Raw genomic sequence first — 13,306 nt, 5'->3', positions numbered from 1 at the left:
GCCGGTGTTAGAGGAAATTAGGTATGGGTTTGGCATGATGGATTTTTCGACATTTCGCGCCCCGATCCTGCTTTGGCAGCAGATGGCCCATATGGCTTTTGAGGCGCAGATGGTCATCGCTCTGCGAACGGCGGGGCTGATGGGGGTGCTGGATCAGGACGTCGCCGAGCCGCAGCGCATGGTCATGGAAAAGGCCGATGCCGCGACCGAGGCCCTGCATGCCGCATTGCGTGCCGCGGGGCGGGGCGAACGTGCCGATCGGGTGATGGCGGCGGCGCTGCGCCCCTATCGCCGGCGGACGCGGGCCAATATGCGGCGGCTTTCGCGCAAGACGTAACCGGCCAGGGGCGGCCGTCGGGCAGCTCTGGGGCTCAATGCAAAAGCGCGCCACCTTTGCAGGGGCGCGCTTGATTTCTTTGCAAGGCCTGACGCTTCAGGCCAGCCGATTCAGATCAGCTTGCCCATGGCGACCGCGGTGTCCGACATGCGGTTCGAGAAACCCCATTCGTTGTCATACCAGGTCAGGATGCGGCAGAGCTTGCCCTCCATCACCTTGGTCTGGTCCATGTGGAAGACCGAGCTGTGCGGATCGTGGTTGAAATCCGACGAGACCAGCGGCTCGTTGGTATAGCCAAGAACGCCTTTCAGCGGGCCATCGGCGGCGGCCTTGATGGCGGCGTTGATTTCTTCGACCGAGGTGTCGCGGGCGGCCTCGAACACCAGATCGACGACCGAGACATTCGGGGTCGGCACGCGGATGGCGACGCCGTCCAGCTTGCCCTTCAGTTCCGGCAGGACTAGACCCACGGCCTTGGCGGCACCGGTCGAGGTCGGGATCATCGACAGCGCCGCGGCGCGGGCGCGATAGAGATCCTTGTGCATGGTGTCCAGCGTCGGCTGGTCGCCGGTATAGCTGTGGATGGTGGTCATGAAGCCACGGGTGATGCCGATGGCGTCATTCAGAACCTTGGCCACGGGCGACAGGCAGTTGGTGGTGCAGCTGGCGTTCGAGACGACGATATCGTCCTTGGTCAGCGTCTTGTCGTTCACGCCAAAGACGATGGTCTTGTCGGCATCCTCGCCCGGGGCGGAAATCAGCACGCGCTTGGCGCCGGTCGACAGATGCGCCTTGACCTTTTCCTTGGAGGTGAAAAGGCCGGTGCATTCCAGAATGATATCGACATCACCCCAAGGCAGTTCCGCCGGGTTGCGGATCGCGGTGACCTTGATCGGGCCACGGCCCACATCGATGCTGTCGCCGTTCACGGTGACCGTGGCAGGGAACCGGCCGTGGACGGAATCGTAGCGCAGCAGATGCGCATTGGTTTCGACCGGACCCAGATCGTTGATCGCCACGACCTCGATATCCTTGCGTCCCGATTCGATGATTGCCCGCAATACATTTCGACCGATCCGGCCAAAGCCGTTAATCGCCACCTTGACAGCCATGGGGTTCCTCCGCCGCTGATGATGTTCGGCCTGCAAATAGCCCGCATTGACCGGGGATGCAAATGCCAGAAGCCGGAAATCGGGCGAAAAGCGGGCCGGATGCGGTCAAATCCGCGAGGGCAGAGGAGGCGGAGGGGGCGACGGGCCGTGTCGGTGGTGATGCGCGCATTTCGCGCGGCCGGTTCGGTTCGGGGTGGGGTCTGCACCGTCGGGAAGGCTCTGGCCCGGGTAACGGGATGCAGGCTGCCCTATGTCCGGCGGACCGCGCAGGTCGGATGCGGCGATCTTGGCCCGCGGCCCCCCGGTGCCGGGACCGGGGCGCGCGCGTTGCGCAAATCTCAGCGCCAGAAGCTGAGATATTCGATGATCCCGACCATCTGCCGGCCCAGGATGACCGGCAGCCCCCAATGAAACACCAATGCATCCGCCAGAAAGACCGCCAGAATCAGCAGAGCAATCGTTGCGGCGATCTGATTGGTCATGGCGAACCTTCCTGCATGCGGGCCGGCATGCCGCGCCGGCCCCGAAGCCTGGATCCCGGTATGCGGCACCTACCGGATGACCCGTTTGCTAGGCCAGCCTTTCCGCGCAGGCAAGGGCCGGATACCGCCCCCCTGAACCAGAACGTGGCGCGTGGCGATCATGGCATGCGATCAGGAGGCGGGTTCATCGGCGGCTGTGCCGGGATCGCCTTCTTCCGCGTCCTCGTCACCGGCTTCGCTTTCTTGCGCGATCAGGAACAGATCCCCGGCCGCCTCCATGCGGCGGATGGCGGCGACGACCTGATCCATGGCCTCTTCGGCATCGCGGGTCGAGACCTTGCCAAGCGCCCCCATTTCCTCGCGCATGGTTTCGGCCAGACGCGAGGAAATGCCGCCCAGAAGAAAGTCGACCGTCGGCACATCCTTGCCCTTGGCGCCGGCCAGAGCCTTGATCAGCACGGCATTGTCGACCTCGCGCGTGACGCGTGCAATGTCGCGCGGATCGACCCGCGTCGGGATATGCGCCCAGGTGAAGATGCTCTTGCGCACTTCGCCGGCGAAATCGGCATCCTCCTGATCCAGACCTTCGAGCACGCTGTCGCGCATCGACGAGGGCGAAGAGTTCAGGATCGCGCCGACCTTTTCGCCCGCCTTTCCGGCAAGCGGGGGCTGGGGCACGGCATCGGCGGCCTGAATCAGCGCGGTGCCGATGCGCTGCAACGCCTTGGTGGTGATGCCGCCGGTCAGGCTCATCGCATAGGCGATCTGGCGCGCAAGCTCGCTGTCGAGCTGGGCAAAGACCTCGGTGGCGCGGGGGACCGGCAGTTTCGAAAACATGACGGCGGCGATTTCGACGGCCTCGGTGCGGGCCAGCGCCGCCAGAAGCGGGGGCGACATGGTGGCGATGCGGTCCCAGGGATCCCCGGCGCCGTTCAGCGCCGCCATCCGCCGCAGCCGGTCGGTGGTGTCGGGCGACAGATGCCCATCGAGCAGGTCGAGCGTGCCGTCGATATCGCCCGGAAAGGACACGCCCACGGATTCCAGCATTTCGCAGAATTCGGCCACCACGGCATTGCGGGTCTTGCGATCGACAATGCCCATCAGCGCCATTTCCTGCGCCAGATCGGTCTGCAATTCGGGCGGCAACCGGGCAAGGTCGATATCCTCGCCCTCGGCCAGAACCAGCCGCACGATCACGGCCGCTTTCTGCCGGGCACTGAGCGCCGGCTGTCCGATGGCTGCGATGCCCATGAATTGCCCCCGTATCATTACGTTCAGAGGCAATCTGTCAGCAAATTGCGAAGGACGGGTTAATTTACCCGCCCTAACTTGTCGCGAATTTTATCCGAATACCCGCGCAAAGATCGTGTCGACATGTTTGGTATGATAGCCAAGGTCGAATTTTTCCTCGATCTCGGCGGGCGAAAGCGCCGCCGTGACCTCGGGATCGGCCAGAAGCTCGGTCTTGAAATCGGCGCCCTGTTCCCAGACCTTCATGGCGTTGCGCTGTACCAGCCGATAGGCATCCTCGCGCGAAACGCCGGCCTGCGTCAGCGCCAGAAGCACCCGCTGCGACATGACCAGACCCTTGAACTTGTTCATGTTGCGCAGCATGTTCTCGGGATAGACGACCAGCTTTTCGATGACACCGGCCAGCCGGTTCAGCGCGAAATCCAGCGTGATGGTCGTGTCGGGCGCGATACCGCGTTCGACCGAGCTGTGCGAAATGTCGCGTTCATGCCAAAGCGCCACGTTCTCCATCGCCGGGATCACCGCCATGCGCACCAGACGCGCCAGACCGGTCAGGTTTTCGGTCAGCACGGGGTTGCGCTTGTGCGGCATGGCCGAGGATCCCTTTTGGCCGGGGCTGAAATATTCCTCGGCCTCCAGCACCTCGGTGCGCTGCATGTGACGGATCTCGATGGCGATGTTCTCGATCGAGCTGGCGATGACGCCCAGCGTGGCAAAGAACATGGCGTGGCGGTCGCGGGGAATGACCTGGGTGCTGATCGGTTCCGGGCGCAGGCCCATCATCTTGCAGACATATTCCTCGACCCGGGGGTCGATATTGGCGAAGGTGCCGACCGCGCCGGAAATCGCGCCGGTCGCGACCTCGTCGCGGGCCGCGATCAGCCGGGCCTTGCCGCGCGCCATTTCGGCGTAAAAGCGCGCGAAGGTCAGGCCCATGGTCGTGGGTTCGGCATGGATGCCATGGCTGCGGCCGATGCGGACGGTATCCTTGTGCTCATAGGCGCGCGTCTTCAGCGCCGCCAGCACCCGGTCCATATCGGCCAGCAGGATGTCGGCGGCGCGCACCAGCTGGACGTTCAGCGTGGTGTCGAGCACGTCCGACGAGGTCATCCCCTGATGGACAAAGCGCGCCTGATCGGCGCCGATATGTTCGGCCAGATGGGTCAGGAAGGCGATGACGTCATGCTTGGTCACGGCCTCGATCTCGTCGATGCGGGCGGTATCGAATTCGACATCCTTGGCCTTCCATACGGCTTCGGCGTTCTCGCGCGGGATCACGCCCAGATCGGCCTGGGCGTCGCTGGCATGGGCTTCGATCTCGTACCAGATGCGGAACCTGGTCTCAGGCGACCAGATGGCGGTCATTTCGGGGCGGGAATAGCGCGGGATCATCGGTCTCTCCTGTCTTTGCGGGGGTTGTAGCGATGTGCCCCCTTGCCCGCAACCGCGCCGCGCGCAAGATGGCAGTATGAGTGATATCCTGCAAAAGCGGCTTGTCTTTGCGCCATGGGCCGATCCGCGCACGCGGCGGCTGCCGGGCACGATCCCGGTCGATGCCGCCGACTGGCTGTTGATCGACGATGCCTTTGGCGCGCAGATGGCGCTGCGCGACAGGCTTATCGGCGGGACGCCCGAGCGCGTTCACCGGCTGGCGCCCGAATGCGCCACTGCGGCGGGTGAACTTTATGCCTGGATCATCGGGCTTTTGCCCGGGCGCGGCTATGATTTCGGTACCGATGGGGCGATCCGGCGGCCCGACGGGGTGACGGTGCGGCCGGATCCGTCGCGGCCCTTGCTGACGCTGGGCCGGCTGGTGGCCGAGGATCTGTGTCTGATGATGCCGGGCGGCGAGGCTCGGGATGCGGGACATGACGCGGGGCATGACGGCGATCAGGACGGCGATCAGGACGAGCATGTTCTGGGCGGCGCCATCCTGTGCTTTCCCGCCGGCTGGACGCTGGAGCAGAAATTCATGCGGCCGATGATGCGCATCCACCGGCCGGTCGCGAAATATACTGAGGATATCGGCCGCCGTGTCCAGCGCCTGCTGGATGGAATCCGTCCGGGCATGGGCTTGCTGCGCGGCACCGCACATCATTCGAACGCCCCCCTGCACAACCCCCGAACCGAGGAACAGGGCCGCGCCCCCGAGGGCGATCTGCCCTTTATCCGGGTCGAGCGGCAATGCCTGTTCCGGTTGCCGGAAACCGGGGCGGTGGTGTTTTCGATCCATACCTCGGTGGTGCGGCCCGACGATCTTGACGATCACCAGCGCCAGACGCTTGCCGAATTTCCGATCCGGGAGGCCGCCTAGACCGCCGGGGACCCGCGCCCGGAACGCAAAAGCCAATATCTTCAAGGACATTCAACGCGCAGGAGGATCAGATGAACCAGATTGAACCCATCTATGGCACCGCAACATTGCTGAGTATCGCGGCGGGCGCGGTCGTGCTGTTGTTGATCCTGATCATGCATTTCAGGCTGCATGCCTTTGTCTCGCTGGTGCTGGTCAGCCTGTTGACGGCGCTGGCGGCGGGGATTCCCTTTGCCAAGGTCGTGCCGACGCTGCTTGAGGGGTTCGGGGGCACGCTGGCCTCGGTCGCGCTCTTGGTCGGTTTCGGGGCGATGATCGGGCGCATGCTCGAGGTGTCGGGCGGGGCGCAGGTGCTGGCCGACCGGCTGATCAACAAATTCGGTGAAAACCGGGCGCCATTCGCCTTGGGCGTGGCCTCGCTGTTGTTCGGGTTTCCGATCTTTTTCGATGCCGGGCTGGTGGTGATGCTGCCGATCATCTTCAGCGTGGCCTTGCGCTTTGGGGGATCGGTCCTGCTTTATGCGCTGCCATCGGCGGGGGCCTTTGCGGTCATGCATGCCTTTGTGCCGCCCCATCCCGGTCCGGTCGCGGCGGGCGATCTGTTGGGGGCCGATATCGGGCTTTTGCTGTTGATGGGGCTGATCGTGGCGCTGCCGACCTGGTATCTGGGCAGCTATCTGTTCGGGCTTTGGGCGGGCAAGCGGTTCAACCTGCCGGTGCCAGAGCTTCTGGGGGTCGATGCCGCCGACGCCGCGCGCGGCACCCCGCCCGCCTTTGGCCGGGTGATGACGGTGCTGATGCTGCCGCTGGTGCTGATCTTTCTGAACACCGGGCTGAACACGCTGGCCACGATGGGGGTGATCGATGGCGAGGCGGTCTGGGTCACCTTGCTGCGGCTGATCGGACAGACGCCGGTCGCGCTGTTGATCACGGTCATCGCCTCGATCCCGCTTTTGGGACAGGGGCGCAGCAATAGCGATATCGAGCGGATCATGGATCGCGCGCTGGGGCCGATCTGCGCCATTATTCTGGTGACCGGGGCCGGCGGCATGTTCGGGGGCGTTTTGCGCGCCAGCGGCATCGGTCAGGCGCTGGCCGGCAGTCTGGAAACGGTCGGGCTGCCGCTGATCGTGGCGGCATTCGTGATCTCGACCGCGCTCAGGGTGGCGCAGGGATCGGCGACCGTGGCGCTGACCACCACGGCCGGGCTGATCGCGCCGACCGTTGCCGCGACCACCGGGCTAAGCGAATTCGACCTGTGTTTTCTGGTCATCGCCATCGCCTGCGGGGCGACCGTGCTGAGCCATTTCAACGATTCCGGTTTCTGGCTGGTGGGTCGGTTCCTGAACATGGATGAAAAGACCACGCTCAGGACCTGGACGGTGATGGAGACGCTTTTGGGCAGCATCGGCTTTGGTTTCGCGCTGATCGGCTGGTGGCTGCTATGATCGGCGTGGTGCAGCATATCGTCGTGATGGGCGTTTCGGGGGCCGGCAAATCCACCACCGGCGAGGCCTTGGCCCGCAGGCTTGGCTGGCCCTATACCGAGGGGGACGCTTTTCACCCGCCCGCCAATGTCGAAAAGATGCATGCGGGCATCCCCCTGACCGATGCGGATCGCGCGCCATGGCTGCGCGCGCTGGCGGCCGAACTGGCGCGCCATCAGGCGCTGGGGCAAAGCTCGGTCCTGGGCTGTTCATCGCTCAAGCGCAGCTATCGCGACATCCTGCGCAGCGGCGCGCCGCATGTGTGGTTCCTGCATGTTCACGGCACGCGCGCGATCCTGGCCGACCGGCTCGGCCACCGCGAGGGGCATTTCTTCCCCGCCAAGCTTTTGGATTCGCAGCTGGCCACGCTTGAGATGCTGGCGCCGGATGAGGATGGCGTCGTCGTCGACATGGCGCTGTCGGTCGAGGATCAGGTGGATGCGGCGCTGCGCCTGCTGGGGCTTGTTCCAACGGGCGACGGCTAGGCCGGAACGCCCGCCGCCTGCCGGACGGTCTTGCCCGTTTCAGAATGTGAAAAGCCGCCCCGAGGGGCGGCTTTCCTTTCGTCGTGATCAGCCGCCGGATCAGCAGCTGTAATACATCGCGTATTCGACCGGATGGGGGGTGTGCTCATAGGCGTACACCTCTTCCCATTTCAGCTTGATATAGCTTTCCAGCTGGTCGCGGGTGAAGACGTCGCCTTGCAGCAGGAAGTCCATGTCCTTTTCCAGCTCTTCCAGCGCTTCGCGCAAGGAACCGCAGACGGTCGGGATCTCGGCCAGCTCTTCGGGCGGCAGATCGTAAAGATCCTTGTCCGAGGCCGGGCCCGGGTCGATCTTGTTCTTGATGCCGTCGATGCCGGCCATCAACAGGGCTGCGAAAGCCAGATAGGGGTTCGCGGCCGGATCGGGGAAACGGGCCTCGACGCGCTTGGCCTTGGGCGATTCCGTCCACGGAATACGCACGCAGCCCGAGCGGTTGCGGGCCGAATAGGCACGCAGAACCGGGGCCTCGAAGCCAGGGATCAGGCGCTTGTAGCTGTTCGTCGCCGGGTTGGTCAGCGCGTTCAGGGCTTTCGCGTGCTTCAGGATGCCGCCGATGAAATACAGCGCCTCTTGCGACAGGTCGGCATATTTGTCGCCCGCAAACAGCGGCTTGCCGTCTTTCCAGATCGACATGTTCACATGCATGCCCGAACCGTTGTCGCCCTTCATGGGCTTGGGCATGAAGGTCACCGTCTTGCCATAGGCGGCGGCGACGTTGTGGATGACGTATTTGTATTTCTGGATGTTGTCGGCCTGTTCGACCAGCCCGCCAAAGATCATGCCCAGCTCGTGCTGGCAGGTGGCGACCTCGTGGTGGTGCTTGTCGACCTTGATGCCCATGCGCTTCATCGTCGACAGCATCTCGCCGCGGATGTCCTGGGCGGTGTCGATCGGGTTCACCGGGAAATAGCCGCCCTTATGGGCCGCGCGATGGGCAAGGTTGCCGTCCTCATAGGGGGTGTCGGTGTTCCATGCGGCGTCCACGGCGTCGATCTCGAACGAGACCTTTTGCGGGGTGACCGAATAGCGCACGTCGTCGAACAGGAAGAACTCGGCCTCGGGGCCGAAATAGGCGGTGTCGCCGATTCCGCTGGATTTCAGATAGGCCTCGGCCTTGACGGCGGTGCCGCGCGGGTCGCGGGAATAGGCCTCGCCGGTGTCGGGCTCGGCCACGTTGCAATGCACGCAGAGCGTCTTTTCGGCATAGAACGGGTCGATATAGACCGAGGAGGGATCGGCGATCAGCTTCATGTCGGATTGGTCGATCGACTTCCAGCCGGCGATCGAGCTGCCGTCGAACATGAAGCCTTCTTCAAAGAAGTCCTCATCGACCAGATCGGCAACAAGGGTGACGTGCTGCAACTTGCCCTTGGGATCGGTGAAGCGGACGTCGACATATTCGACATCCTCGTCCTTCATCAGATCCAGTACGTCCTTGACTTTCATCGGGGTATTTCCTCCATCAGTCGGCCCGGCGCCGCTGCCGGGCATGAATCATCGTGAATAAAACGGTGGCGGGGATCAGACGGCGTCGTCGCCGGTCTCGCCGGTGCGGATGCGGATCGCCTGTTCGACGGGCAGGATAAAGATCTTGCCGTCGCCGATCTTTTCGGTGCGCGCGGCCGAGACGATGGCGTCGACGGCGGCCTCGACCAGATCGTCGGGCAGCACCATCTCGATTTTGACCTTGGGCAGGAAATCGACCACATATTCCGCGCCGCGATAGAGTTCGGTATGGCCTTTTTGACGGCCGAAGCCCTTGACCTCGGTCACCGAAAGGCCCTGGACGCCGACTTCCTGAAGAGCCTCTTTCACATCGTCCAGTTTGAACGGCTTGATGATGGCTTCGACTTTCTTCATCGCCTGATCCTTCTGTCGCGACTTGCCTGCGCCCTGATTGGCGGGTTTGATGGGACAGGTAAAGCAGGCTGGCGCGGATCAGAGCCGGGAAATGGCCCCTCTGGTGTTTTTGCCTGATATTTGCGCAAACTGCGTATAATTTGGGCAATTGAAATGCTATCCGGAACCGAAATCCTGACCACCGCCCAAATGCGCGCCATCGAATCCGCCGCGATGGCCAGCGGCAAGGTGACCGGGCTGAAGCTGATGAAACGCGCGGGCGCCGCCGTGGCCGGCCATATCCGACTGCGCTGGCCCCGGCCGGGGCGGGCGACGGTGCTCTGCGGGCCGGGCAATAATGGCGGTGACGGCTATGTCATTGCCCGCCACCTCGCCTGGGCCGGATGGCAGGTGCGGGTGTTGGGGATCGACAATACCCCCGGCCCGGACGCGGCCGAGATGCGGCGGCAATGGCTGGCGCTTGGTCCGATCCTGCCGCTGACCGATGCTGAATTGCGCTCGGGCCCGGACTGTGACGTCTATGTCGATGCGATTTTTGGCACCGGCCTGACCCGCCCGCCCGGGCGCGAGATCGCTGCGATCCTGTCCTGTCTTGACGGATATGGGGGCGACGCAGCCTTTTACCGCCCCCGGCTGGTCGCGGTGGATTGTCCCAGCGGCCTGTGTCTCGATAGCGGCGCCTTTCTGGGGCAGGCGCGCCAGCCGGTCTGGCATAACCTGCGCGCCGCGCTGACCGTCGCCTTTGACAGCCCCAAGCCAGGCCACCTGCTGGAACGCGGCCCGGAATGCTGTGGCGAACTGGTGATCGCCGATATCGGCCTGCGAGAATGGCGCGAGACAGAGGCCGGGCCGTCGCGAAACGGCGCCCCGTGGCGGACCCAACGAATGGCCAGCCTGAGCGCGATCTGGCCCGGGTTCGAGATCGCCGACAGACGGCGTTTCGCGGACGAAAAGCGCAAGCGCGCCGCATGGCTGACCAAACGCGAAGGGGATGCCCGCCACAAATTCGGCCATGGCCACGCACTGATCCTGGCCGGCGGCATGGGGCAGGGCGGTGCGGCGCGGCTCTCGGCGCGGGCGGCGTTGCGGGTTGGTGCCGGGCTGGTCACGATCTGTCCGCCGCAATCGGCGCTGATCGAGTATCTTGGCCCGCCCGACGCGCTCATGCGGCGCGGCGTGAATGATGGGGATGCCCTGATCGGGCTGCTGCGCGACGGGCGGATCACCGGTCTGTGCCTTGGCCCCGGCTGCGGGATCGACCGCGCGGCGGGGCTGTTGCCGGCGCTGCTGGGGTCGGGGCGGTCTTGCGTGCTTGACGCCGATGCGCTGACCGCGCTGGCGACGCAGGGTTTTGCGGGGCTGCATCGGAATTGCGTGCTGACCCCGCATGCGGGTGAATTCGCGCGTCTTTTCCCGGATCTGGCCGAACGGCTTGACGCGCGGCCGGACAAGGGGCCGGCCTATTCCCGGGTTGATGCCGTGCGCGATGCGGCGGCGCGATCCGGTGCGGTCGTCCTGTTGAAAGGGCCGGATACGGTGATCGCCGAGCCGCCGCCGCGCGCGCACCCGCATTTAACCGGCCGGGCGGTCATCCATTCCGCATCCGACGTTCCCTGGCTGGCGACGGCGGGTTCGGGCGATGTGCTGGCCGGGTTGATCGCCGGGCTTCTGGCGCGCGGTCTGCCGGCGCTGGATGCCGCAGCTATGGGGGCTTGGCTGCATGCCGCCGCCGCGCGCCGTTTCGGCCCCGGCCTGATCGCCGATGACCTGCCCGATCAGATCCCGGGCGTGTTTCGCGATCTTGGCGCATAGGATGTGCGGGGCGCGCAAAAATCCCCTCGCGCCCGCCCTTTCGCTTTGCTAGAAGCGCCCTCGTTGCGGGTGTGGCGAAATTGGCAGACGCACCAGATTTAGGTTCTGGCGCCGCAAGGCGTGGGGGTTCAAGTCCCTCCACCCGCACCAAGTTTTTGATAATCAAGACTAAAGCGTGTGACCGCGCGGTGGTTCAGCGGTTTTTTGCCGTTCCTCCATTTGGCCTGAATCCCGCATATTTTCAAAACCGATCAATATCTTGACTTGCGTTTGCGCATCGGCTGCCGGACCGGCGCATTTCACGAGATCGCGCGGCAAAGCAATGAGAATTTGTAGCGGTCGTTGCGATCCTGTAGCGTCGCAAAAACGTTACAAAACCCAATCGATGCCGGGGAGTCACGGCTTGCTACAGACGATTTCCAACGACAAGAACGAATACTGGAATCACTTCTATGCGTCGCGCGACGCATTGAAGCTTTCGGCGCCGTCGCAATTCGCGGCCTTTGCCGCCCAGGAAGCAGGCGACGCCCATCTGATCATCGAGGTCGGCTGTGGCACCGGGCGCGACAGTCTGTTCTTCGCGCGCCACGGCTTCGATGTCTTTGCCATCGACGGGTCCGAGGCGGCCATCGCGGGCTGTGAACAAAGCCGCGTCGCACAAGGGCTTGAACGGATCAGCTTTGCCTGCTGCGCGGTCGGGACCGATGCGTTCGGCCAGACGCTGATTGAGGCGCGTGGGCGCTCGGGCGGGCCGGCGCTGGCCTATGCCCGTTTCTTCCTGCACGCGATCAGCGATGAAGACGAGCTTTGCTTTTTTCGCGACATGGCGGCGGCCTTGCGTCCGGGCGACCGGCTGGCGGTCGAATATCGCACCATCCGAGACGCCAACGGCGCCAAGGTCACGCAGCCGCATTTCCGCCGCTTTGTCGAGCCGGCGCAGGTCGTGGCCAATGCCGTCCGTTCCGGCTTTGTCGAGGAATACGGCGTCGAGGGCTATGGCTATGCCAAATACCTGAATGACGACGCCTATGTCGCCCGCGCCGTGTTCCGGAAGACTGCCACCCCATGAGCCTTGTGCTGCGGGTTGCCGCGCTGTCCGAGGGTGAGGCCGTCGCGCCCGCCGCAAGCAAGGTCGAAAGCCGGCTGGACCATTACTGCCGGCTTGCGCTTGCGGGGGAATATAACGACGCCTATGCCCAGCTGCGCGCCGACGAGGCGCTGACGCCTGCGGAGCGAAAGCGCATCATCGGCGCCGTCAATGACGGCCTGTTGTTCGGCCGCCGGCTGGAATGGGGCAATCACGGCATCAAGCGGTCCTTTCGCTTCTGGTCCGAGGCGCAGAAAAAGAACTATGTCGGCCGCTCAATCGAACTGGTCGATCTGTTGCGCAACGAGCTTACGCCGCATGTCTGTTTCGGCTTTGGCTCTGTGCTGGGCATGATCCGCGACGGCGACATGATCGCGCATGACGATGATATGGATCTGATCGTCGCATTGCCCGCGCGCCGCAGGCTGACCTTTCGCAAGGTGCTGACGGAACTGCGGGCGCTCTTGCGGCGCCATGACTATGCGGCGGCGGAATCCGCCAATCTCAACCATGTCAGCACGGCCCGGAACCGACAGGCCGGCACCGATGTCTTTATCGGCTTTATCGATCCCGACCGGCGGGTGTCATGGTTTCCCAGCCGTCGCGGCAGTCTGAATTTCGGGGACGTGTTTCCGGTCGCCTCGATGCGGTTCTTTGACCATGACTGTCCGGTTCCGCGTGACCCGCTGAAATATCTCGAGGCGACCTATGGGCCGGATTGGCGCACGCCGATTCCGAGCTGGAATCACGCCTGGGACGCAAGTCAGTACCGCGATTTCATATGAGTTCCGGCGCCTGTGCCGCGCCGGTCCATGCGACCATCCGGCCGGGCCGGGTGGTGGGGCGCCGGCTGGTAATGTCATGATTTTCGGTCTGGGGACCCGGTGGTAGCGGAGGAGGGATTTGAACCCCCGACACAAGGATTATGATTCCTCTGCTCTAACCAGCTGAGCTACTCCGCCACGGGTTTGGGGGATTTACGGTGCCCGGCGCGGGGCGTCAAGGGGCCTTTGGCAACA

Annotated in this window: 13 protein-coding genes and 2 tRNA genes; 8 read left to right on the top strand and 7 right to left on the bottom strand. The window is 64.2% G+C overall.

The annotated features are described in order from the left end of the window. Nucleotides 1-34 precede the first annotated feature (34 nt). A complete protein-coding gene (locus ACFOMH_RS00390; protein WP_377741892.1) occupies nt 35-337 on the top strand; it encodes an antibiotic ABC transporter in 303 nt (100 codons plus the stop codon). A 110-nt stretch (nt 338-447) separates the two neighbouring features. Here ACFOMH_RS00390 and gap read toward each other — a convergent pair whose 3' ends face one another. The 4 genes from gap to purB form a co-directional block, all read right to left on the bottom strand. Further along, a complete protein-coding gene (gene gap, locus ACFOMH_RS00385; protein WP_374421655.1) occupies nt 448-1,449 on the bottom strand; it encodes a type I glyceraldehyde-3-phosphate dehydrogenase in 1,002 nt (333 codons plus the stop codon). A 338-nt stretch (nt 1,450-1,787) separates the two neighbouring features. Continuing rightward, nucleotides 1,788-1,931 carry a hypothetical protein gene (locus tag ACFOMH_RS00380; protein WP_374421657.1) on the bottom strand — a complete coding sequence of 48 codons (144 nt, stop codon included), beginning with the start codon at nt 1,929-1,931 and terminating at the stop codon, nt 1,788-1,790. A 171-nt stretch (nt 1,932-2,102) separates the two neighbouring features. Further along, a complete protein-coding gene (locus ACFOMH_RS00375) occupies nt 2,103-3,182 on the bottom strand; it encodes a flagellar motor switch protein FliG (RefSeq protein ID WP_377741891.1) in 1,080 nt (359 codons plus the stop codon). Between the two features lie 90 nt (nt 3,183-3,272). Beyond that, entirely contained in the window at nt 3,273-4,574 is a 1,302-nt protein-coding gene (gene purB, locus ACFOMH_RS00370; RefSeq protein ID WP_374421660.1) for an adenylosuccinate lyase, read from the bottom strand. A gap of 76 nt (nt 4,575-4,650) precedes the next feature. Here purB and ACFOMH_RS00365 point away from each other — a divergent pair, with 76 nt between their 5' ends. The 3 genes from ACFOMH_RS00365 to ACFOMH_RS00355 all read left to right on the top strand — a co-directional run bounded on the left by ACFOMH_RS00365 (nt 4,651) and on the right by ACFOMH_RS00355 (nt 7,468). Next, on the top strand, nt 4,651-5,496 hold the full coding sequence (locus ACFOMH_RS00365; protein WP_377741889.1) for a heme-dependent oxidative N-demethylase family protein: 846 nt from the start codon (nt 4,651-4,653) through the stop codon (nt 5,494-5,496). Nucleotides 5,497-5,567: 71 nt separating this feature from the next. Beyond that, nucleotides 5,568-6,944: a GntP family permease gene (locus tag ACFOMH_RS00360; protein WP_374421663.1), complete on the top strand. Its 1,377-nt coding sequence runs from the start codon at nt 5,568-5,570 to the stop codon at nt 6,942-6,944. Then, nucleotides 6,941-7,468, top strand: coding sequence for a gluconokinase (locus ACFOMH_RS00355; RefSeq protein ID WP_377742359.1), 528 nt, complete (start codon nt 6,941-6,943; stop codon nt 7,466-7,468). Before ACFOMH_RS00360 ends, ACFOMH_RS00355 begins: the two co-directional genes overlap by 4 nt. Before the next feature lie 99 nt (nt 7,469-7,567). Here ACFOMH_RS00355 and glnA read toward each other — a convergent pair whose 3' ends face one another. Beyond that, entirely contained in the window at nt 7,568-8,974 is a 1,407-nt protein-coding gene (gene glnA / locus ACFOMH_RS00350; RefSeq protein WP_374421665.1) for a type I glutamate--ammonia ligase, read from the bottom strand. Between the two features lie 75 nt (nt 8,975-9,049). Next, nucleotides 9,050-9,388 carry a P-II family nitrogen regulator gene (locus ACFOMH_RS00345; protein WP_114348393.1) on the bottom strand — a complete coding sequence of 113 codons (339 nt, stop codon included), beginning with the start codon at nt 9,386-9,388 and terminating at the stop codon, nt 9,050-9,052. A 153-nt stretch (nt 9,389-9,541) separates the two neighbouring features. Here ACFOMH_RS00345 and ACFOMH_RS00340 point away from each other — a divergent pair, with 153 nt between their 5' ends. The 4 genes from ACFOMH_RS00340 to ACFOMH_RS00325 all read left to right on the top strand — a co-directional run bounded on the left by ACFOMH_RS00340 (nt 9,542) and on the right by ACFOMH_RS00325 (nt 13,072). Beyond that, complete coding sequence (locus ACFOMH_RS00340) at nt 9,542-11,200, top strand: NAD(P)H-hydrate dehydratase (RefSeq protein ID WP_377741886.1); 1,659 nt, start codon at nt 9,542-9,544, stop codon at nt 11,198-11,200. Nucleotides 11,201-11,265: 65 nt separating this feature from the next. Then, nucleotides 11,266-11,350, top strand: a tRNA-Leu gene (locus ACFOMH_RS00335). Between the two features lie 253 nt (nt 11,351-11,603). Continuing rightward, nucleotides 11,604-12,269, top strand: a complete 666-nt coding sequence (locus ACFOMH_RS00330) for a class I SAM-dependent methyltransferase (RefSeq protein WP_374421667.1) — start codon at nt 11,604-11,606, stop codon at nt 12,267-12,269. Further along, entirely contained in the window at nt 12,266-13,072 is an 807-nt protein-coding gene (locus ACFOMH_RS00325; protein ID WP_374421670.1) for a hypothetical protein, read from the top strand. Before ACFOMH_RS00330 ends, ACFOMH_RS00325 begins: the two co-directional genes overlap by 4 nt. Before the next feature lie 100 nt (nt 13,073-13,172). Here the strand turns inward: ACFOMH_RS00325 and ACFOMH_RS00320 are convergent. Beyond that, a tRNA-Met gene (locus tag ACFOMH_RS00320) sits at nt 13,173-13,249 on the bottom strand. Nucleotides 13,250-13,306 lie beyond the last annotated feature (57 nt).

Source organism: Paracoccus mangrovi, from assembly GCF_042648425.1.
Classification (GTDB): domain Bacteria; phylum Pseudomonadota; class Alphaproteobacteria; order Rhodobacterales; family Rhodobacteraceae; genus Paracoccus; species Paracoccus mangrovi.
The sequence above is the reverse complement of the archived record's forward strand: the minus strand, read 5'-3'. Positions and strand labels throughout refer to the sequence as shown.

What these genes read in the sequence shown, in the direction of transcription:
- ACFOMH_RS00365 (WP_377741889.1), top strand. Translation starts at nt 4,651, where the DNA reads ATGAGTGATATCCTGCAAAAGCGGCTTGTCTTTGCGCCATGGGCCGAT.
- ACFOMH_RS00380 (WP_374421657.1), bottom strand. Translation starts at nt 1,931, where the DNA reads ATGACCAATCAGATCGCCGCAACGATTGCTCTGCTGATTCTGGCGGTC.
- gap (WP_374421655.1), bottom strand. Translation starts at nt 1,449, where the DNA reads ATGGCTGTCAAGGTGGCGATTAACGGCTTTGGCCGGATCGGTCGAAAT.
- ACFOMH_RS00360 (WP_374421663.1), top strand. Translation starts at nt 5,568, where the DNA reads ATGAACCAGATTGAACCCATCTATGGCACCGCAACATTGCTGAGTATC.
- ACFOMH_RS00355 (WP_377742359.1), top strand. Translation starts at nt 6,941, where the DNA reads ATGATCGGCGTGGTGCAGCATATCGTCGTGATGGGCGTTTCGGGGGCC.
- purB (WP_374421660.1), bottom strand. Translation starts at nt 4,574, where the DNA reads ATGATCCCGCGCTATTCCCGCCCCGAAATGACCGCCATCTGGTCGCCT.
- ACFOMH_RS00340 (WP_377741886.1), top strand. Translation starts at nt 9,542, where the DNA reads ATGCTATCCGGAACCGAAATCCTGACCACCGCCCAAATGCGCGCCATC.
- ACFOMH_RS00325 (WP_374421670.1), top strand. Translation starts at nt 12,266, where the DNA reads ATGAGCCTTGTGCTGCGGGTTGCCGCGCTGTCCGAGGGTGAGGCCGTC.
- ACFOMH_RS00345 (WP_114348393.1), bottom strand. Translation starts at nt 9,388, where the DNA reads ATGAAGAAAGTCGAAGCCATCATCAAGCCGTTCAAACTGGACGATGTG.
- glnA (WP_374421665.1), bottom strand. Translation starts at nt 8,974, where the DNA reads ATGAAAGTCAAGGACGTACTGGATCTGATGAAGGACGAGGATGTCGAA.
- ACFOMH_RS00375 (WP_377741891.1), bottom strand. Translation starts at nt 3,182, where the DNA reads ATGGGCATCGCAGCCATCGGACAGCCGGCGCTCAGTGCCCGGCAGAAA.
- ACFOMH_RS00390 (WP_377741892.1), top strand. Translation starts at nt 35, where the DNA reads ATGATGGATTTTTCGACATTTCGCGCCCCGATCCTGCTTTGGCAGCAG.